This is a genomic window from Rhizobium herbae, from assembly GCF_017873135.1.
Taxonomy (GTDB): domain Bacteria; phylum Pseudomonadota; class Alphaproteobacteria; order Rhizobiales; family Rhizobiaceae; genus Pararhizobium; species Pararhizobium herbae.
Genome location: NZ_JAGGJV010000006.1, coordinates 74463 through 90456 on the forward strand (window position 1 = coordinate 74463; position 15994 = coordinate 90456).

General features: G+C 58.3%; 17 protein-coding genes and 1 pseudogene. 12 read left to right on the plus strand and 6 right to left on the minus strand.

The genetic code is table 11. The annotated features are described in order from the left end of the window. Window positions 1-322: 322 nt before the first annotated feature. Both J2Z75_RS16925 and J2Z75_RS16930 read right to left on the minus strand, forming a co-directional pair. The gene (locus tag J2Z75_RS16925) at window positions 323-757 is read right to left on the minus strand and encodes a TraR/DksA family transcriptional regulator (RefSeq protein ID WP_234937394.1); all 435 of its coding nucleotides are present in this window, start codon (window positions 755-757) and stop codon (window positions 323-325) included. A gap of 102 nt (window positions 758-859) precedes the next feature. Beyond that, entirely contained in the window at window positions 860-2446 is a 1587-nt protein-coding gene (locus J2Z75_RS16930) for an MBL fold metallo-hydrolase (RefSeq protein WP_209854298.1), read from the minus strand. A 186-nt stretch (window positions 2447-2632) separates the two neighbouring features. On the opposite strand from J2Z75_RS16930, the gene J2Z75_RS16935 reads away from it, so the two are divergent. From J2Z75_RS16935 to J2Z75_RS16945, 3 genes are all read left to right on the plus strand, one after another. Beyond that, window positions 2633-3169, plus strand: a complete 537-nt coding sequence (locus J2Z75_RS16935; protein ID WP_209853950.1) for a hypothetical protein — start codon at window positions 2633-2635, stop codon at window positions 3167-3169. Window positions 3170-3322: 153 nt separating this feature from the next. After that, window positions 3323-3475, plus strand: a complete 153-nt coding sequence (locus J2Z75_RS29610) for a hypothetical protein (RefSeq protein WP_209853951.1) — start codon at window positions 3323-3325, stop codon at window positions 3473-3475. Between the two features lie 98 nt (window positions 3476-3573). Further along, window positions 3574-4407, plus strand: a complete 834-nt coding sequence (locus tag J2Z75_RS16945) for a universal stress protein (RefSeq protein ID WP_209853952.1) — start codon at window positions 3574-3576, stop codon at window positions 4405-4407. Window positions 4408-4501: 94 nt separating this feature from the next. Here the strand turns inward: J2Z75_RS16945 and J2Z75_RS29695 are convergent, their stop codons facing one another. After that, entirely contained in the window at window positions 4502-4588 is an 87-nt protein-coding gene (locus J2Z75_RS29695; protein ID WP_407692779.1) for a hypothetical protein, read from the minus strand. A 720-nt stretch (window positions 4589-5308) separates the two neighbouring features. Between J2Z75_RS29695 and J2Z75_RS16955 the strand changes: the two genes are divergently transcribed. Beyond that, the gene (locus J2Z75_RS16955) at window positions 5309-6034 is read left to right on the plus strand and encodes a Crp/Fnr family transcriptional regulator (RefSeq protein ID WP_209853953.1); all 726 of its coding nucleotides are present in this window, start codon (window positions 5309-5311) and stop codon (window positions 6032-6034) included. Here J2Z75_RS16955 and J2Z75_RS16960 read toward each other — a convergent pair. Continuing rightward, window positions 5994-6542 (minus strand): hemerythrin domain-containing protein, encoded by a 549-nt coding sequence (locus J2Z75_RS16960; protein ID WP_234937395.1) that lies wholly within the window; start codon window positions 6540-6542, stop codon window positions 5994-5996. The genes J2Z75_RS16955 and J2Z75_RS16960 overlap by 41 nt on opposite strands. Before the next feature lie 130 nt (window positions 6543-6672). On the opposite strand from J2Z75_RS16960, the gene ccoN reads away from it, so the two are divergent. From ccoN to ccoS, 8 genes are all read left to right on the plus strand, one after another. Further along, window positions 6673-8283, plus strand: a complete 1611-nt coding sequence (gene ccoN / locus J2Z75_RS16965) for a cytochrome-c oxidase, cbb3-type subunit I (RefSeq protein WP_209853954.1) — start codon at window positions 6673-6675, stop codon at window positions 8281-8283. A 9-nt stretch (window positions 8284-8292) separates the two neighbouring features. Beyond that, window positions 8293-9024 carry a cytochrome-c oxidase, cbb3-type subunit II gene (ccoO, locus tag J2Z75_RS16970; RefSeq protein WP_209853955.1) on the plus strand — a complete coding sequence of 244 codons (732 nt, stop codon included), beginning with the start codon at window positions 8293-8295 and terminating at the stop codon, window positions 9022-9024. An 11-nt stretch (window positions 9025-9035) separates the two neighbouring features. Continuing rightward, window positions 9036-9197 carry a cbb3-type cytochrome c oxidase subunit 3 gene (locus J2Z75_RS16975; RefSeq protein ID WP_112840407.1) on the plus strand — a complete coding sequence of 54 codons (162 nt, stop codon included), beginning with the start codon at window positions 9036-9038 and terminating at the stop codon, window positions 9195-9197. Continuing rightward, complete coding sequence (gene ccoP / locus J2Z75_RS16980; protein WP_209853956.1) at window positions 9187-10053, plus strand: cytochrome-c oxidase, cbb3-type subunit III; 867 nt, start codon at window positions 9187-9189, stop codon at window positions 10051-10053. The genes J2Z75_RS16975 and ccoP overlap by 11 nt, the downstream gene beginning before the upstream one ends. 106 nt (window positions 10054-10159) lie before the next feature. Further along, complete coding sequence (gene ccoG / locus J2Z75_RS16985; RefSeq protein ID WP_209853957.1) at window positions 10160-11719, plus strand: cytochrome c oxidase accessory protein CcoG; 1560 nt, start codon at window positions 10160-10162, stop codon at window positions 11717-11719. Continuing rightward, complete coding sequence (locus J2Z75_RS16990) at window positions 11716-12210, plus strand: FixH family protein (protein ID WP_327791265.1); 495 nt, start codon at window positions 11716-11718, stop codon at window positions 12208-12210. Before ccoG ends, J2Z75_RS16990 begins: the two co-directional genes overlap by 4 nt. Next, complete coding sequence (locus J2Z75_RS16995; RefSeq protein WP_209853958.1) at window positions 12207-14474, plus strand: cation-translocating P-type ATPase; 2268 nt, start codon at window positions 12207-12209, stop codon at window positions 14472-14474. The genes J2Z75_RS16990 and J2Z75_RS16995 overlap by 4 nt, the downstream gene beginning before the upstream one ends. Further along, entirely contained in the window at window positions 14474-14611 is a 138-nt protein-coding gene (gene ccoS / locus J2Z75_RS17000; RefSeq protein ID WP_113562716.1) for a cbb3-type cytochrome oxidase assembly protein CcoS, read from the plus strand. Before J2Z75_RS16995 ends, ccoS begins: the two co-directional genes overlap by 1 nt. A gap of 160 nt (window positions 14612-14771) precedes the next feature. On the opposite strand, the pseudogene J2Z75_RS17005 reads toward ccoS, so the two are convergent. Both J2Z75_RS17005 and kduD read right to left on the minus strand, forming a co-directional pair. Further along, window positions 14772-14978: pseudogene (locus J2Z75_RS17005) on the minus strand (integrase core domain-containing protein); the annotation flags it as partial. A gap of 266 nt (window positions 14979-15244) precedes the next feature. Then, the gene (gene kduD, locus J2Z75_RS17010; protein WP_209853959.1) at window positions 15245-15994 is read right to left on the minus strand and encodes a 2-dehydro-3-deoxy-D-gluconate 5-dehydrogenase KduD; all 750 of its coding nucleotides are present in this window, start codon (window positions 15992-15994) and stop codon (window positions 15245-15247) included.

The window sequence follows — 15994 nt, forward strand, 5'->3', positions numbered from 1 at the left end:
AGCCTTTCGTGGGACACGACCTTCATTCCAGGCAGAAATCGAAAACGGAGATCCTCCGGCGTCACGTGAGTGAAGAATTCCGCAACGATTGCACTGTCCTGTGGCGTGGCGTGGCGGACGTGGAAGCGGAATCCTGTGCGTGTGGTAAGGTCATCATCGGTGTCGTGAATTTCCATTTCGCTTCTCCTTTGGGCTCGCTAGACAGCGCTTCGGCGGAGCCCTGACCACAAGTGCGATGGTCTTCCATCCGATAATGACTCGCACGTATGCCGTTGTTTTCCTCCAAGTGAAATTTTCGGATCCGAACCGGCAGTCTTAATTGTTATTGAGCTGCGCCGCGCGCGCATTCGACGCAATAGGGCGTGAAGGGCAGTGCTTCGAGCCGCTGTTCGCCGATTTCGGCGTCGCAAAGGACGCATCGGCCGTAGGTTCCACTTTCTATGCGATCAAGCGCCGATGAAATCGCCTTCAATTCTTCGCGGCCGCTCCGTTCCATGCCCATGAGGACTTCGTCATTTTCCGTTTCGATCGCGCGGTCGGCGCTGTCGGGGTCCAGTTGTCTGCCAAGGTCGCTTTCAATCGCTGCCAGCCGCCGCTCAATGCCGCGACGGCGATCTTCGAGGTCTTGTTTTATCTCCTTAGTTTTCATTTGTTTCTCACTCAGTTGTGGCCGGCTTGAGCCCGGAAACGCCGTCCGCCTACGGTAGCGGCGACCTCCATTACGGTTCAAGCATATGCAGCCATGGGTTTTGCTCATTGACCAGGATCAAGAAGCAGGAAACTTTGTGGTGCCATCTCACGAGAAAGTCTTGCCCATCATACGCCTGCCAACAGCAAATACGATTGCCGAACAGAGGAATTACTCCGCCAGCGCCCGTCGCAGCTTACGGATGACCACGCCTCTCGCTTTCTCGTCGGCACTCCTTGCCAATTTGTCCTGTAGATCAAGGACAAGTGATTGTAGGTCGTTGTGCCAGTCCATATTGCCGACGCGAACAGGGTCGATACGCGGCGGCTGCACCGCATCGGTTATATGGACCGGTCCCTCCGGTGTCAGCCGAAACGCTGCGTCCAAAAGGGGAGACGTGATCCGTTGCTCCGGCAGGAAAGCCAAGAGGCGCTGCCGAAGACCTGAAATTCCCGTGTCTTCTCCATGGACGAGAAAGACACCGGACCGAACAGGTTGTCGCGCGCGCACCCATTCAGCCAGTTCCGGCCCGTCGGCGTGACCGCTGTAAATATCGAGCCTGCGAATACGTGCGCGAACCTTTATGTCGTCTCCCTGAATGCGGACCATCGAGGCGCCATCCTCGAGAATGCGACCCAGCGTTCCCGCCGCCTGATATCCGACTAGCAGCACCGTTGCTTCGTCCCGCCATAGCCAGTTCTTCAGCCGATGGCGGATGCGTCCTGCATCGCACATGCCGCTTGCGGCAATGACGATATGAAATCCCTTGATGAAATCGACCGCCTTGGATTGCTCGACGGTCTCGGTGAATCGCACGTTTCTGGCCTGCATGGCCTTGGCCAGCAATGCGCCGTTCTCCAAATCCCGCGCATGCTTGCGAAATACAGCGCTGGCTCGCGTGGCCAGCGGTGAGTCGATTATGATCGGGCATGTTGCGATCTCGCCAGCCTGCATCAGGTAAACCAGATCGGCGACCAGTTCTTGCGTGCGTTCGACCGCGAAGGAGGGGATGAGCAGTGCCCCGTTGGGATGCGTCGCCGCCACGACCTCCGTGCGCAATGCCCCTCGCCGGGTTAGGTCTGTGGCTTCAATACGGTCTGTAGCGCCGTAGGTGCTTTCGCAGATGATATAGTCGCAGCCCGTTGGCGCTTCCGGGTCGAATTGCAGAAGTTTGTGGCTGGGGCCGATGTCGCCGGAGAAAAGCACCCTTACCGTGGGAGAACCGGCGATTTCCATTTCCACCGAGGCGGACCCGAGCAGGTGGCCGGCGTTCCAGAACCGGAAACGGATGCCCTCCGCCGCTGTCTCCCATATTTCGAGTTCCACCGCGCGCATCAACGTCACGGCAACGGCTGCGTCCTCAGCGGTGTAGATTGGCGCGACCGTCAGGCGACCACGACGTCGGTTGCGGCGGTTCAGGTGCTCGACCTCGCTTTCCTGGATGTGGGCGGAGTCAGGCAGCATCACGGAGCAAAGATCGATCGTTCCGGGCGTTGCAAAGATCGGCCCGTCGAATCCGGCTTTGACGAGCTTCGGCAACAGCCCGGAATGGTCGATATGCGCGTGGGTTAAAATGACCGCGTCGATCATCCGAGGGTCAAAGGGGAAGGCTCTGTAGTTAAGTTCCTTTTCCGTCTTGGATCCTTGGAACAGGCCGCAATCGACAAGGATGCGTGTTTCTCGAAATTCGATAAGATAGCAGGATCCAGTGACTGTGCCTGCTGCGCCATGAAAACGGATAATCGGCTGATGAGACATCAGGAGCAGATCCTTTGCCGGGGTTTCAAATTGCCGGTTAGCATAGCCGTCAAAAGCGGGATGCGACTTGATGTGCGTCAAACTTGAGCTGCGCCGGTTGACGTATGGGAGGAGACGGGGCGTCGAATACGGCAAGGTCGCCGCTAGCCCTCCATGTCAGTGAGTGCGTTAACGGCGGTGAACGTCATGCGAGCCAGACATTACACAATCCTAATCGGGGTCGACCGAATAGCACGCCTTTTCAACTCCCTTGACCCCACGCCGTTCAGGGAACGCGACCTCGACGACGATGCGGAGCGATTTATTGTCGAGTGGGCACAGGAAGCGCCCGCGAACGTCCCGATTGAAATCGTTATCCAATTGCCGGAGGAAGAGACGAATTCTGAATCCGAGCAAACTGTCACGCATGCAGTGAAATACAACTTCGAGGGCCGTACAACCCAAGCCGATCGGGAATTGCAGGAGCTGCTTCGGGAAGGACGGCGCGCGTTGATTATCGGCATTCCGATTTTGGTTTTCAGCCTCATTGCAAGCCAGATGGTCAACAGTTTGACAGAGATGGCCGCATTCTCGCGTGTGGTGAGCGAAAGCCTGCTGATATTTGGATGGGTTGCAAACTGGCGCGCTCTCGAAATTTTTCTTTATGGCTGGTGGCCTATTACGCGCCGTCGCGATCTTTATCGGCGCCTTGCGTCAGCGTCCGTGAAGGTTTTGTGGAGCTAGGATTTCAGATCAAGAGAAGCGAGCAAAGGACGGTTTCATTGGCCTGCTCCGGCCGACCCGACCATGAGATTGCCGAGTACGGATTGCTTTTGCGGACCGACCTGGAGGGCCATGGCGTCGGGGGTGCTCCTTGCCCACTTGAGGGACGTTGCCATGGCGGGCGGCCTGAGGTGTATCGAAGGCATAGTGCTCAGCGAAAACCAGGAAATGCTCAAAATGTGCGGGGAATTCGGGTTCGTCGTCGTGCGGCACAAGCTGGATCCTCGCTTGTTCCTGGCGGCGCTGGATCTGAAGCACTCTTCCTGACCAATCGCGCGGAAAACCTTGATCAAGATCAAGGTGGCCGTGGCGGGAAGGCCTATGCTGCGAAGTCACAGTTCACCGGTCTTCGAAGGGGAAATTCAATGAGCTACAAAACTATTCTCAGTGTGACGGGAATTCATCAGTCCGATGATGATCTGCGGGCAGCGGCCGAGCTATGCGGTTCGACCGGCGCGCATCTCTCCGCCCTGATAGTCGCCTTGTCGGCACCACCGCCGATTGGTGAATATGCGGCCACAGTGTCGGTCAGCTGGCTCGAAGAGCGCAACCGCGAAATTGCGAAACTTGAGCAACAGGCGGAAGATGCCAAGGCCATGCTTGCCCAAACCGGCATATCTTTCGACGTCGACACGATCTACACGGAGATGGCGTGGTCCGACGATGAGATCGGGGAGCGAGCTTCCTATGCCGATATCGCGGTGCTTGGGCCGGGCCTTAAACTGGATCCCGAACTCCGGGCGCGTGCTATCGACGGCTGCCTTTTCAAGTCCGCGCGGCCTGTCGTCATTGTCCCAAAGGGTGGCACGCCAACGCTTTCTCCCAAGACGATCATACTTGCCTGGGACTCCCGGCTGGAGGCTGCCAGGGCAGCGCGTGAAGCGGTCGACATGATGAAGCATGCCGAGGTTCATGTGACCCTCGTTGACCCTCAGGCATCTTCCGCGAGAAACGGAGAGGAGCCTGGCGCTGATGTTGCCGCCTATCTTACGCGGCATGGCATCGCGGTCACGGTCGACCGGCTCGCGAGCGGCGGCAGACCCGCTGCGGAAGTCCTCAATCAGCATGCGCTTGACGTTTCGGCCGATCTGCTGGTGATGGGGGGGTATAGTCACTCGCGTCTGAGGGAACGCCTTTTCGGCGGCGTCACGAAGGCAATGCTTGAGTCGTCGATTGTTCCCGTGCTGATGACCCATTGATGCAGTTTCGCCAAGATGCCGGGCGGTACGCAACCGGCCGGCATCTTGGCCTGCTCCAGCTGATTTAGGTCAATCGCCCAATCATCGGCGGCGGCTACCGTTCCTCCTTCTCCTCGGTCTTTTCGCCTCTGAGCATCAGCAGGCCGCTCGAGACTGTGACCTCGATATTGGTTTCATTCATTCCAGGCAGTTCGGCAGAAATCTCGTATTCCTTGTCCCTTTTGACGACGCCGACAGCAGGAGCGACCTGCCACCGGGTGCCGGCCGAGGTAGGGTCGCCTCTGAGTGCGGGGCTGGAGGGGGAGCGCTACGACATGGGATGGAAGCCATCGAACAGGCGATCGATATCCTGACGCAGGTTATCCCATAGACTCCGGGATTGCCCGGTCGCCACCGGTGCCGTGGACTCGGTTTTGACTTGCAATTTCGCAGGCGATTTAATCATTGTTTGGACGCCTTCCCAGACTTTGGGTTTCGTTGCGGTTAGCAGATCTCTCCGGCGCTCATCACGGGGACGCATCGAAAGACTGGCGACGGCAGGCTTGCCGGACACCGGACCACTCGCCGACAGCATCGATTAGAGTGTATTTGACGACGAAGATCATTGATGGCGATCAAATCAACGCCAAAATCCCTTCGGCTTGCAAAGACGGCAGAGCCCCTTGATCCTCGATCGGTAGGCATTTTCCCAACGTGTTCCAACCAGATTGAAACACGACCTTCGCGTAATTCAGACTCTGTCCGATCTCATTTCCCGGCACAGGTTTGGCATCCGCGACCAAATGAAGCTGCGCGACATGCGGGATGTTGGCTAGAAATTGATCTCGATCAAATCTTCGAAAAATAGATACTGACTATATGGCAGTCTAGAAGACCCCGGAGGATATAGGATGGGCTTGCGATGAACCACCGACAGGATGTGCACACGTCCGAAGTTCCGGTCCTCTGCGTTGCTTGCGAGGCCAGGCACCGAGGCGTATGCGGCGCACTCGATGCGGACCAGCTTATGGCGCTTGCAAAGACGTCTACTAAGAAGCGGTTGGAAATAGGGGCGGAGCTAGTCGGCGATGCCGAGATCATCGATGGTTATGCCAACATTCTTTTCGGGGTGGTCAAGCTCATCAAGGGCCTGCCCGACGGCCGCGAACAGATAGTGGGTCTTCAGTTCGCTCCAGACTTCCTGGGCCGACCTTTCCAGACTGAGAGCGCTGTTTCCGCGCAAGCCGCCACCAATGTCGTCCTCTGTTCGTTTCCCAAGCGCACGCTCGAGGCTCTGATCAAACAGTCGCCACAGCTTGAGCACAGCCTGCTGAAGCAGGCGCTGCGTGAACTCGATGAAGCGAGGGACTGGATGCTGACTCTTGGTCGAAAGAATGCGCTGGAGAGGGTCGCGAGCTATCTGCTTTTGATCGCGAACTACATTGACCCCGCTCTGCGGCCACAAGAAGTGATCGCATTCGATCTGCCGATGTCACGATTGGAGATCGCCGACTTCCTCGGCCTGACCATCGAAACCGTAAGCCGTCAGCTGACGAAGCTCCGCGTGGACGGTGTTATCCAGGTCAGGCAAAGCAGGCATATCGTCGTCAACAACCCAGCTCGCCTGAAAACTTTCTCTGGTGGTTGAGAATGCTGTTCCTGATGATTGGTGCAACGTGTTCATTCTCGAATGCCACGTGACGCCGCAGGCTGTCGAAGAAGCCGCGCAGCATGAATCCGAACGTTTCGGCCTGATCGACATAGCCGCCATGGCCGATTTTCAACAGAATTACCGTCAAATCCGCAGCAAAGCACTCGTCTGATATATGTTCACCACGCAGCCTGTCGACAGACATGCTCTGGCCAGTGCCTGCTACCGCCTTCTCATAGGCCGGGAATATGACGTTTTCTTCGTATTCGTGTGCCAGGCGAAGGATGGGCATCAGCTTCGCGGCCACTGAAAGGCACGTCAATTCATCGACATTCGAGGGAAGGCAATCGGCAATGTGCTCAAGCTCCTCGCACAAACCCACTTTCCTGTCGTGGATCAAGGTCATCGCCTCTACCAGACCCCGCTTGCCGAGTTCTTCGCTCGACAGACATCTGATTTCGCATGACCGCTGATGCGCTGTGCTTTCACCTTGGCAGACTGACATGGCTCCGCTCCCGACTTCCTTCGATCACCGAGACTGCTTCATGTCGAATGCGATTTCCTTGACATAGATCAAAGCCATTACGATGCAAATGAGGGAAATCTCCGACAACCAAAGAGTCGGGGATTTTTCCATGAGGCACGCAACGTCTATCGTCGGTCTGGGAGTTTTCAGCTTCCTGGCAATTCTTGCCGCAGCCTTCGCGCATGACAATGCATTCGCGAACCACATGTGGGTCTTGGCTATCGTGCTGGTCATTTCGGTCATCGTGCTCCTGCGCCGGGAAAACTTCCAGCGCGTAGCTCCAGTCGATCCGTCCGCCTACATGGACGGACCGGTGCGCTATGGCGTGATCGCCACCATGTTCTGGGCAGTTGTCGGGTTGCTCGTCGGCGTCGTCGTCGCTCTGCAGCTCACGTATCCCGCCTTGAACATCGAACCATGGTTCAATTTCGGGCGGATGCGGCCGCTTCACACTTCAGGGGTTATCTTCGCATTCTGTGGCAACGCTTTGATTTGTACGTCACTTTACGTCGTCCAGAGAACGTCGCGGGCGCGTCTGTTTGGCGGTGATCTCGCCTGGTTCGTCTTCTGGGGCTACCAGCTTTTCATCGTCATGGCCGCCACGGGATATCTTCTCGGCATCAGCGAAAGCCGCGAATACGCGGAGCCGGAATGGTATGTCGACATCTGGCTGACTATCGTATGGGTAGCCTATCTGGTCGTCTTTCTCGGAACCATCGTAAAGCGCAAGGAGCCTCATATCTATGTGGCCAACTGGTTCTACCTCGCGTTCATCGTCACTGTTGCGATGCTGCACCTTGTCAACAATCTCAGTATGCCGGTCTCGTTCCTCGGTTCGAAGAGCTACTCTGCCTTTTCGGGTGTTCAGGATGCACTGACGCAGTGGTGGTATGGCCACAATGCGGTCGGCTTCTTCCTGACTGCGGGCTTCCTTGGCATGATGTACTACTTTGTGCCCAAGCAGGCTAACCGGCCGGTCTACTCCTATCGCCTGTCGATCATCCACTTCTGGGCGCTGATTTTCCTCTACATCTGGGCTGGTCCGCATCATCTCCATTTCACGGCGCTGCCCGACTGGGCGCAGACGCTCGGAATGGTCTTCTCCATCATGTTGTGGATGCCGTCCTGGGGCGGCATGATCAACGGCCTGATGACCTTATCGGGCGCATGGGACAAACTTCGTACCGATCCGATCATCCGTATGATGGTAGCAGCCATCGCCTTCTACGGCATGTCGACCTTCGAAGGGCCGATGATGTCGATCAAGACGGTGAACTCGTTGTCACACTACACGGACTGGACCATCGGTCACGTCCATTCGGGCGCGCTCGGCTGGAACGGTCTGATCGCTTTCGCGGCACTCTACTACATGGTGCCGAAGCTCTGGGCGCGGGAACGCCTCTACTCGATGCGCATGGTGAGCTGGCACCTGTGGCTGGCAACTCTCGGCATCGTCGTTTACGCCGCCGTCATGTGGGTTTCCGGCATCCAGCAGGGTCTGATGTGGCGCGAACACGACGAGCAGGGATTCCTGGTCTACTCTTTCGTCGAAAGTGTTGCGGCGCTCCACCCTTACTATCTGATCCGCTCGCTGGGGGGTGCCCTCTTCCTGTCCGGGGCACTCTTGATGGCCTTCAACATCACCATGACCATCCTTGGATATCAACGCGACGAAGCTCCGATCGGCGGAGCGCTTCCTGCCCCCCAGCCTGCCGAATAGGAGCCCGACATGGCCTTAATGGACAAACACGCAATCATCGAGCGAAATGCAACTCTTCTGCTGATTGGTTCGCTCCTCGTGGTCACCATCGGCGGCATCGTCGAGATTGCCCCGCTGTTCTACCTGCAGAACACCATCGAAAAGGTGGAGGGCATGCGTCCCTACACGCCGCTGGAGCTCGCGGGTCGCAACATCTACGTGCGGGAGGGATGCTACGTCTGTCACAGCCAGATGATCCGGCCGTTCCGCGACGAGGTCGAGCGCTACGGACATTACAGCCTTGCCGCAGAGTCCATGTACGACCATCCCTTCCAGTGGGGATCCAAGCGTACGGGGCCGGATCTCGCAAGGGTCGGCGAAAGGTACTCGAACGAGTGGCATGCCCAGCACCTGGCTGACCCGCAGTCCGTGGTGCCCGAATCGATCATGCCGAGCTACGCCTTCTTGAAGTCCACCCCACTGCAGATCAACGACCTGTCTGCGCATCTGACTGCAAATGCGGGCGTCGGCGTTCCCTATTCGCAGGAAATGATCGACGCCGCAGTCGAGGATGCGAAGACCCAGTCCACGCCGGATGCAGACACGACGGCGTTCGACGCCCGCTATCCCAAGGCGAAAAGCGGAGACTTCGACGGAGATCCGCAGGCGCTGACCGAAATGGATGCGCTCGTCGCCTACCTCCAGATGCTCGGCACGCTGGTGGACTTCAAGACATACGACGAAACCGGTGGCGACCGCTGAGGAGAAAGACAATGGACTATCACACGATGCGAACCTTTGCCGATAGCTGGGGTCTTCTGGCGATGCTGGTATTTTTCATTTCCGCCTCGGCTTTCGTCTTTCGTCCCGGAAGCCGGGACGCCAGCGCCGAGGCCGCACTGATTCCGCTGAAGGACGACTGTGATGAGCGATAAACACGTTGATGAAATATCCGGCGTGCCGACGACCGGACATGAATGGGACGGTATCCGCGAACTGGACAATCCGATGCCGCGCTGGTGGGTGTGGACGTTCTACACGACCATCGTCTGGGCGCTGCTTTACGCCGTGGCCTATCCGGCCTGGCCGCTTCTGACAGGTTCGACGGAAGGCCTGCTCGGGTATTCGAGCAGAAGCGAGGTCAGGAGCGATCTTGCCGCGGCCGACAACGCGAAGAGCGGATACATGACCGCAATCAAGGAGAAGTCGATCGATGATATCATTGCGGATGAAGACCTTCGCACCGTCGCCGTCGCCGCGGGGGGCGCGGCATTCAAGATGAACTGCGTCCAATGCCACGGTTCGGGCGCGGAAGGCTCCAAGGGCTTTCCAAACCTGAACGACGACGACTGGCTATGGGGTGGCAGCGCCGACCAGATTCAGCAGACCGTCGCGCATGGCATCCGCTTCACCAAGGATGGCGAGACCAGGGATTCCATCATGCCGCCGTTCGCCGACGTATTGGACGGCGACCAGATCTCCCAGGTGAGCACCTTTGTCGCAAGCCTCTCCGCACCGGTACATAACGCGTCGCTTGTCGAACCAGGAAAGACTGTTTTCGCAGAGAACTGCGCCGCATGCCACGGTGACAACGCCAAGGGTAACAAGGAGATGGGGGCACCGGACCTCACCGATGCCATCTGGCTTTATGGGTCTGGCGAGGATGCCATTGCTGCACAGGTTCGCGCTCCACGGGTTGGCGTGATGCCCGCTTGGGATGCGCGTCTTGGAGAAACGGCCGTTAAGGAGCTCGCAGCCTTCGTCCACTCGCTCGGCGGTGGTGAAAAGTAGATTGCTTGATCTCGATCAAGCTGGGTCTTCCGCGCGGCTGGCATGATGGATTCGTGCCAGCCGTTTTTTGTGGGGTTGGTGAGTTTCAATGGAAGGTCGGCGGCTCATGCAAAATCAGGATGTGACAAGGCTGGATGCCGTCGCGACCAATTCGGCCGCCAGCCGCCAGCCGCTGTACGCCCGCCGCAAGAAAATCTTCCCGAAGCGGGCGTCAGGATCATTTCGGCAGTTCAAGTGGATCGTCATGGCGATCACGCTTGGCATTTACTATTTCGTCCCATGGATCCGTTGGGACCGGGGTCCGTTCGCACCCGATCAGGCGGTTCTCATCGACCTTTCGAGCCGCCGCTTCTACTTCTTCTTCATCGAGATCTGGCCACAGGAATTCATCTACGTCGCAGGCCTCCTCGTGATGGCTGGTATCGGACTGTTCCTGCTGACGTCGACCGTTGGCCGTGCCTGGTGCGGCTATGCCTGTCCGCAGACTGTCTGGGTCGATCTGTTTCTGGTCATCGAGCGCTATTTTGAAGGCGACCGCAATGCTCGCATGAAGCTCGATGCTGCGCCTTGGTCTTTCACCAAGCTTCGCATCCGGGTCATCAAGCACGCAACATGGTTAGTCGTCGCCGTTCTGACCGGGGGCGCTTGGATTTTCTACTTCGCGGACGCCCCTACGCTTGCGAGGGACTTCCTGACCGGGAACGCCGTTCCAACCGCCTATGCGACCGTGGCCATCCTGACGGCGACGACCTATGTGTTCGGCGGACTGATGCGCGAGCAGGTCTGCACGTACATGTGCCCCTGGCCGCGTATCCAGGCCGCCATGCTCGACGAAACGTCGCTGACCGTGACCTACAACGACTGGCGTGGCGAGCCGCGCTCACGTCATGCAAAAAGAGCCGCTGCGTCCGGGGCGAGCGTCGGCGATTGCGTCGACTGCAATGCCTGCGTCGCAGTATGTCCCATGGGCATAGACATCCGCGACGGCCAGCAGCTGGAATGCATTACGTGTGCGCTTTGCATCGACGCCTGCGACGACGTCATGGGGCGGCTCGGAAAGGAGCGCGGTCTCATCAGCTATTCGACGCTGAACGAATATAATGCAAACATGGATATCGCGACCCGCTCTGGAACGTGTGGTGTCACCCCCGAGCTCGTCCGCAGTCCCGACGGAACTTTTTCGGACAAGCTGGCGCATTTCCATATCGGCAAGCTGCTGCGCCTTCGCACATTTATCTATTTCGGAGCATGGAGCGCTGTCGGCGTGTCGATCGCCTTCGCCCTCGCCACCAGGGACCGGCTCGAACTCAACGTTCTCCATGACCGCAATCCGCAGTTCGTCCAGCTTTCGGATGGTGCGATCCGAAACGGATACACGGTCAAGCTGCTCAATATGGTGCCACAGCCACGGACAGTCGTTCTGAAGCTCGACGAAGACTTTTCCGGAGCCTCCATGACCGTGGCGGGTGCAGGGGCGACCAACGTCCTTGAAACCGAAGTTACACTTGAGCCCGACAGGTTGAAAACGATCAGGGTTTTCGTACGCGCTGATCCAAAGGACCTTCCGGGCGGAGCGAACGCCTTTGAGTTTGTCGTAACCGATCCATCGACGGGCGAACGGGCCGAATACACCGCCACCTTCAATTCACCGGAGAAACCGCAGTGAGTACGCAACGACACGCAAAAGAGTTCACCGGGCGGCACATGCTGATGATCATGGTTGCGTTTTTCGGGGCGATCATCGCGGTCAATGTCGTAATGGCGAGGCTGGCCGGATCGTCTTTCGGAGGGCTTGTTGTTGAGAACAGTTATGTCGCCAGCCAGGAGTTCAACGGTAGATTGAAACAGAGCCGGGAACAAGTTGCCCTTCAGTGGGCCGCCGCCTTCAAGATCGTCGACGGTACGATCCGGTATAGCCTGACTGACCACGATGGTAAATCGGTGTCCGTAGCCTCTGTCTCGATCCAGTTCCGGCACCCTTCCTATGAGGCTGCGGATTGGAACGTTGACTTGCAGCCAGCGGGCGACGGCACGTTCGAGGCAGCGCATGCGTCCCGTGATGGCACATGGAATGTCCAGATTGACAGCGAGGTCGGACGCAGGATTCCATACCGCGACGTCCGCAGGATCACGATCCGCAACGGAGAATATCAATGACTTGCTGCGCGCCTTCCGCGGAAATGGCAATGGACATTGAGTCCTTGAAGACGGCAGGCCCCTCCGCCGCCGAAATCATGTTTGCAGCAAGAAAGCTCGGAGACGGAAATTTCCAGACCGACCTTTCCGTTCCGTCAATGCACTGTGCAGTATGCATGTCCACGATCGAGACTGGATTGGCGTCGCTCGAGAACGTGGTCTCGGCACGAGTGAATCTCTCAACCAAAAGGGTCGCGGTCAAATGGAAGGGGCCGGATGCGCCACCGATGATCCAGAAGCTGGATTCCCTTGGATATCCAACGCATCTGACCGACGATTTCGTATCCGGTAAAGACAAGGCTCTTTCCGAGCTGTTGCTGGCCGTCGCCATCTCAGGATTTGCCACGGGCAATATTATGCTTCTCTCTGTATCGGTCTGGTCCGGCGCTGAAGGCGCTACCCGCGATCTCTTCCACTGGGTGTCTGCCCTCATTGCCATTCCGGTCATCGTGTTTGCCGGACGCATCTATTTCCGCTCCGCTTGGAATGCCCTGCGGCACGGCCGGATGAATATGGACGTGCCGATCGCAATTGGCGTGTCGCTGGCCTATTCCACCAGTCTTTACGAGACCATCACGCATGGAGAGTATGCCTACTTCGATGCTTCGGTATCGCTTCTGTTTTTCCTGTTGATCGGGCGGACTCTCGACCATGTCATGCGGGACAGGGCGCGGGCCGCAGTCAGCGGGCTCGTCCGCCTGTCGCCCCGAGGAGCTGTTCACATAACCGCGGACGGCAGCCGAGAGTATCTGCCGATTGCTCAGGTCGAGCCCGGCATGGAACTCGTGATCTCGGCGGGAGAGAGAATTCCAGTCAATGCCACGGTAGTCGACGGCGTATCGGAACTGGACTGCTCCCTCGCAACGGGTGAGAGCGCGGCGCGAATCATTTCACCTGGCGCGAAAATTCTCGCGGGAACGCACAACCTCTCAGGCCCCTTGACTATCAGAGCCACCGCCGCGGCGAAGGATTCGTTCCTCGCCGAAATGGTTGGCCTCATGGAGGCTGCAGAGCATGGGCGAGGAACCTACAGGCGACTGGCTGACAGGGCGTCCGCAATGTACTCGCCTGTGGTGCACGTCACAGCGCTGGCGACATTTGTCGGCTGGATGATCGCAACGGGCGACTGGCACCACGCCATTACTGTCGCAACCGCCGTCCTCATTATTACATGTCCATGCGCTCTCGGTCTTGCGGTCCCCATCGTCCAGGTCGTGGCCGCTCGGCGGCTCTTTGAGAACGGGATCATGATGAAGGACGGTGGGGCGCTTGAGCGGCTTGCCGAAATCGACACCATCGTCTTTGACAAGACAGGGACGTTGACGACCGGAAGCCCAATTCTGCAGGCGGTATCCGATGGAGATGACGATGCTTTGGGCGTCGCGGTCACGCTGGCACGCTCGTCACGGCATCCGTTTTCCCGCGCCATCTCCAAGGCGCATCCCCACATTTCAGATGCAGTCCGGCTGGAGGCTGTGAAGGAATATTCAGGGCTTGGGATCGAGGGCAGGGCGGGAGGGCACCTATGGCGGCTAGGCCGGGCCTCCTGGGCGACAGTGCCTCTTCTGCCAAATTGCGCGACGGTCGGCACTGTGCTGTCGAAGGATGGGATGATGGTCGCGTCGTTCGATTTCATTGACGTACTTAGAAAAGACGCAGGCGAGGCTGTCGACCATTTGCGTCGAGGGGGCATCCGGATGGAGATCCTGTCGGGTGACAAGAAATCGGCAGTGGCAAAGGTCGCTTCGCAGCTTTCAGTCCGCGCCTTCAGCGCGGACGTGCTGCCCATCGATAAGGTGAAGCGTCTGCATCACCTTTCGGCGACTGGCTCGCAAGCGCTTATGGTCGGAGACGGGATCAATGACGCGCCGGCGATGATGGCGGCCCACGTCTCGATGGCCCCTGCCTCAGCGGCCGATATCGGCAGAAGTGCTGCCGACTTTATCTTCCTGCGTGACAGCCTCAATGCGGTTCCCCTCTCTTTGAAAGTCGCTCGGCAAGCAGAGAGGCTGGTGAAGCAGAACTTCACCTTGGCGATCGGCTACAATCTCGTCGCCGTCCCCTTGGCGATCATGGGACACGTCACACCGCTCATTGCAGCGATCGCGATGTCCGGCTCTTCGTTACTCGTGATCGGGAACGCGATGAGACTGACGGCGGGCGAGGGATGCATGCGGCGCTTGGTGCGGTCGGTGCAGCGTCGACGCAAATTGGTGGAAGCCTGATGGAAACTCTTCTCTATCTCATGCCGATCGCGCTCCTGCTGGGAGGGCTTGGGCTCGCTGCGTTCGTTTGGGCGCTCCGTTCTGGCCAGTACGAGGACCTCGACGGAGCTGCGGAGCGTGTGCTCATTGACGACTAATCGAGGCATCAGCGGTTGGGCTGCCGGTCCCAGTCGTGATCACAGGGAACTTTCCTCAAGTTTCGAAACCGGAAGTCAGAAAATCGCATATGCTCTAAGAGAGCTGGCTCGGTTTGTCTGAACAGTTCCGGGCGTTTTGCTAAGTGGATTTCCGCCTCGATTATACCGCCACCATCATCGGCGACAGCGCGTTGAAGTAGGCCTGATCCGGCGTCTGCCGGTCAAGGGATGAATATGGGCGTCGACTGTTGTAGAAGCTCAGATATCTGCCGATGCCAGCGCGGGCCTCGGACACGGTCTTGTAGGCGTGAAGGTAAACCTCCTCGCATTTGATCGACCGCCAGAGCCGCTCGACGAAGACGTTGTGTTGCGGTTTATTGGTAAGGGGTCAACATAGATCCTGTTTACACACGATCATCTGTCTCGCGTCATTTGATGGGCTGGGTGGTCGCTTTGTGAGGCAGTCGGTTCAGCGGCGATGCACGAGATTGGCACGCACGAGGCGGGCGAAGGAAGGTGGACCCTGGGCGTTTGTCTGGTCGACCTGGTACATGCGCAACAGCAGATGGTCTCATATTTCGCGCTTGGAGAGGGCACCGGCACTGATAGGGCACAGCAACGGCGTCCTTCCTCTCACCGGGACAGCCAGCCGCCGTCGACGGGAATTGTCGTCGCGGTGATGTAGCCTGAAGCTGGTGATGCGAGGAACAGGATAGCGGTTGCAAGATCGTCAGGCTTGCCCCATCGCCCCATCGGTATGCGTGCAAGGATATCACGTGACCGGTTCGTATCCTGCCGGAGTACCGATGTGTTGTCGGTCGCCATGTAGCCTGGCGCGATCGCGTTGACAGTAATGCCATGAGTGGCAAGTTCATTTGCCATGGCTTTCGTCAGTCCGACAATTCCGTGCTTGGCGGCGGTGTAAGCAACGACTCGAATGCCGCCCTGATAGGAGAGCATCGAGGCGATATTGATGATGCGGCCGCCGCGCCTGGTCCGCACCATCTCGACGGCCGCTGCTTGTGACAACTGGAAGGCGGCGCGCAGGTTTACCGCATTGACGGCATCCCAGTCTTCAAGCGAATAGTCGGCAAGATCGTTGCGCCGGATGATGCCGGCATTGTTTACGAGAATGTCAATCCCGCCGAGGGTATCTGTTACCGCACCGATCAGTTCCGCGCCTCCGAAAGGCGATCCGAGGTCCTGTTGGATCGCGAAAAAGCGTCGCCCGAGCGCGGCGATTCGTTCCGCCGTTTCGGGCATGGGCTGCGAACCGATCGCCGCGATGTCGGCGCCAGCCCGCGCAAGAGTGATTGCGGCCGCCTGACCAAGCCCGGTCCGGGCGCCGGTCACCAGCGCAACCTGTCCTGTCAGATCAAACAT